Annotated in this window: 2 protein-coding genes; both read left to right on the plus strand. The window is 74.2% G+C overall.

The features are described from left to right. Positions 1–3,111, plus strand: a 3,111-nt coding sequence (locus tag AB0H87_RS39170; protein WP_360158049.1) for an AAA family ATPase, incomplete at its 5' end; no start/stop codon positions are given. 10 nt (positions 3,112–3,121) lie between these two features. Then, positions 3,122–3,826 (plus strand): DUF4191 domain-containing protein, encoded by a 705-nt coding sequence (locus tag AB0H87_RS39175; RefSeq protein WP_360158052.1) that lies wholly within the window; start codon positions 3,122–3,124, stop codon positions 3,824–3,826. The last annotated feature ends 24 nt before the right edge of the window (positions 3,827–3,850 follow it).

A 3,850-nucleotide genomic window follows, 5' to 3' on the forward strand; every position in this document is an offset into this window, starting at 1 on the left:
CTCGATGCCGTGACCGTTCGTGCCCGCAGCACCGCGTTCGTCGGCCGTGACGCCGAGATCGCGGTGCTGCGCGACGCGCTCAAGCGGGCTCGCACCGACGAGCCGGCGATGGTGCTGGTCGGCGGCGAGGCGGGCGTCGGCAAGACACGACTGATCGAGGAGTTCGCTCGACACGGGGGCGACGCGCGCTTCGTGGTCGGTCAGTGTCTCGAGCTGGGCGAGGAGGGCCTGCCCTACGCCCCGTTCTGCGCCATCCTGCGGGAGGTGGTGCGGGCCGAGGGCGTCGAGGTGCTCGGCGGCCAGGAGTCCGTGTTCGCGCGACTGCTGCCCGAGCTGGGTCCCGCCTCGCCCGACGCCAACCGCGGCGTGCTCTTCGACCAGGTGGCCGCGCTGCTCGCCCGGCTGGCCGCCGATCGACCCTTGGCCGTCGTGATCGAAGACCTGCACTGGGCCGACCGGTCCACCCGCGACCTGGTCGAGTTCCTCGTCCGCGCCGCCCGCACGGCCCGCGTGCTGCTGATCTGCACCTACCGCACCGACGAGCTGCACCGCGGCCACCCGCTGCGGGCGTTCGTCGCCGAGCTCGACCGGGCCCGCGGCGTGGAGCGCCTCGACGTGGGCCGGCTCGACCGCGACGGCACGGCCGAGATCCTGGCCGACATCTTCGACGGCGAGCCGACCCAACGCGCGATCGACAAGGTGCACCAGCGGGCACAGGGCAACCCGTTCTTCGTCGAGGAGCTGGCCGCCTCGGGCGACCCGGCCGCGTGCGCGGACATTCCGGAGAGCCTGCGCGACCTGCTGCTGGCCCGGGTCGACCGGCTGCCCGAGTCGGCCCAGCCCGTCCTGCGGATCGCCGCCGCCGGCGGCAGCCGGATCGGCCACGACCTGCTCACCACCGTCGCCGCCCTGCCGGAGGCCGAGCTCGACGCGGCCCTGCGCTCGGCGGTGACCGCACAGCTCCTGGTCGCCGACCCGGACGGCGGCTACGAGTTCCGGCACGCGCTGGTCCGCGAGGCGGTGCACGACGACCTGCTGCCGGGCGAGCATGCCCGGCTGCACGCCCGCTACGCGGCGGCCATCGAGGCCGACCCGACGCTGGTCGGCGCGGGCCGCGCACCGGCGGAGGTGGCCCACCACTGGTATGCGGCGCACGACCATCCCCGCGCCCTGGTCACCTCGCGCGCGGCCGCGCTGGCGGCGGGGGAGCGCTATGCCCACGCCGAGCAGGCGCGCCTGCTGGAGCGGGTGCTCGAGCTGTGGGAGCAGGTGCCCGACGCGGCCGACCGCCTGGGCGTCGACCACCTGACGCTGCTCGAGGAGACGATGGTCGCCACCTACACGGCGGGCGACTTCAAGCGTGCGCTGAGCCTGAACCGGGCCGCACTGCACGCCGTCGACCGTGCCGCGCAGCCGTTGCGCGCCGCGCGGCTGCTGACCCGGCGCGGCAAGCTGCTCAGCTCGCTCGGCAAGAGCGACGGCGCCCCGCCGCTGCGGGAGGCCATCGCCCTGGCGGAGTCCGCGCCGGACGACCCGGCCCGGGCCATGCTGCTGGCCGACATCGCCTACCAGATCTCCCGGGTCGACCGCGACGAGGGCGCGCGGATCGCCTCGCTGGCCCGCGCCTCGGCGGAGTCGCTCGGCCATGAGGCGGCGGCGGTCCAGGCGACGTTGACGCTGGGCCGGGTGTGCGCGCGGCACGTCGCGGCGGAGACGGGCCTGACGGAGCTACGCCGGGCGGAGGCCCGGGCCAAGTCGGTCGGCGACCTGGAGGGCCTGGTCCACGCGCGCGTCAACATCTCGGACGCGCTGTTCGAGATCGGCGACTATGCGGGCTCGGCGGAGGCGGCGGCGCTGGGCACCAAGGACGCGGGCAAGGCGGGCGTCGACCGATCGAGCGGCGCGTTCCTGCGGTCCAACCACGCGGAGGCCTTGGTAGCGCTGGGCCGCTGGGACGAGGCGGAAGCGATCTGCGCGGAGTCGGCGCGCTTCGACCCGCCGGGCCACCTGGGCCTGCACTGGCTGCAGCTACGCGCGGGGCTGCGCCTGGCCCGCGGCGACGCGTCGGCACCGGAGCTGGTGGGGCGGGCGCTGTCCTTCCTGGCACGGCCGTACGTCAGCGCCCAGCACCGGATGCCGCTGCTGACGCTCAAGATCGAGGCGGCACTGGCCGTCGGCGACCCGGCCGCGGCCGCCAAGACGGCCTGCGACGCCCTGACGGTGGGCGCGGCCACCAGCTCCGAGGCGGATTGGAAGGCGCCGGCGGGCGCCAGCGACCTGGTCGCCAACCCGCGCTATGCGTGGCCGCTCCTCGCGGCCTCCGCCCGCGCGGCGGCGGCCGCGGACGACGCGGCCCTGCGCACGATGATCCAGACCGTGGTGCCGGACGTGGAGTGCATCTATCCGGCTGATCGTGCTTACGCCGCTCAGATCGCGGCGTCGCTGTCCGGCGGGGGCGCCGTGGTCGCGGGGCCGGGTCGAGCTGTTCAGGGCACCGGCGCGGGTCGCGCGCCGGGCAGCGTTGCCGCCGGCGCGCGGCGGACCGACGGCGGTGCTCCCGGCGAGAGTGAGGCCTCCGATGGGCCCGCTCGTGGCGCGATTCCGGCGCAGGTCGGGGTGAGTGCGGCCGAGGCGCGTGAGCGCTGGGCGGCAGCCGTGGAGGCGTGGCGGGTCGACGGGCAGCCCTACGCGCTGGCGCGGGCGCTCGTCGCGCTGGCCGAGGCGGCCGCCGCGGTGGGTGACCGGGGTGCGGCCGGTGACGCGCTCGAAGAGGCCGGTGCGATCGCAGCCGATCTTGATGCCCGCCCGCTGCGGGACCAGGTGGCCCGGCTGGCGCGCCGGGTGGGGCTGCGCGGCGCTGTGGGCGCCGGGCCGGACGTGCTGACCGCGCGGGAGCGCGAGGTGCTCCGGTTGGTCGCGGTCGGGCACAGCAACAGCCGGATCGCCACGGAGCTCTACCTATCGCCGAAAACGGTCAGCGTGCACGTTTCACGCATTATCGCCAAGCTGGAAGTGACGAACCGGATCGAAGCGGCCGCCGTCGCGCATCGGCTCGGGTTGCTGGGCCCGGAGATGATTGCCGGCGGACAGACGACGGCATCCGGACACTAGACTGCGTCGCATGGCCAGGGCAGAAGAGAAGGTGTCGTTCGGCGGACGCCTGAAGCAGATCGGGATGGTTTTCTCGTTCACCGCCAAACAGGACAAGATGTTCGTCCCGTTGGCGGTAGGCGCGGTGCTGATCCCACTGCTCCTCGCCGCGCTCGCGGTGATCCTCACGGGGACCATCATCTTCATCCCGCTCGGCATCCTGGTCGCCCTGCTGGCGCTGCTCATCGTGCTCAACCTGCGCTCCAACCGCGCGATGATGAACGCGGCCGAGGGCCAACCCGGCGCGGCCGCCTCGATCATCGAGAACATGCGCGGTGACTGGCGCGTCCGCCCGGCCGTGAGCTCCACGACGGCGATGGACATGGTCCACCTGGTCGTCGGCAAGCCCGGCGTCATCCTCCTGGCCGAAGGCAACCCGCAGCGGGTCCGCAGCATGCTTGGCCAGGAGAAGCGCCGCCTGGCCAAGGTCATCGGCAACGCACCGCTGCACGACTACGTGATCGGCAACGGCGACGACGAGATCCCGATCCGCAAGATCCGGATGACCCTGACCCGCCTGCCGCGCGCCCTGAGCGGCAAGGACGTCAACGCCCTGGACAAGCGCCTGACGGCCTTGTCGGCGGCCCGTCCGCAGATCCCGAAGGGCGCGATCCGGCGGCTGCGCGTCATCGCGCCCGACCTGGTCGACCGCACGACGGAAAGGAGCGTGCGATGACCGCCCGGCTGCGCGAGGCGCTGC

The sequence above is a fragment of the Asanoa sp. NPDC050611 genome, assembly GCF_040654855.1.
GTDB lineage: Bacteria > Actinomycetota > Actinomycetes > Mycobacteriales > Micromonosporaceae > Asanoa.

Coding starts and splice junctions, on each gene's coding strand:
- AB0H87_RS39175 (WP_360158052.1), top strand. CDS start 3,122: ATGGCCAGGGCAGAAGAGAAGGTGTCGTTCGGCGGACGCCTGAAGCAG.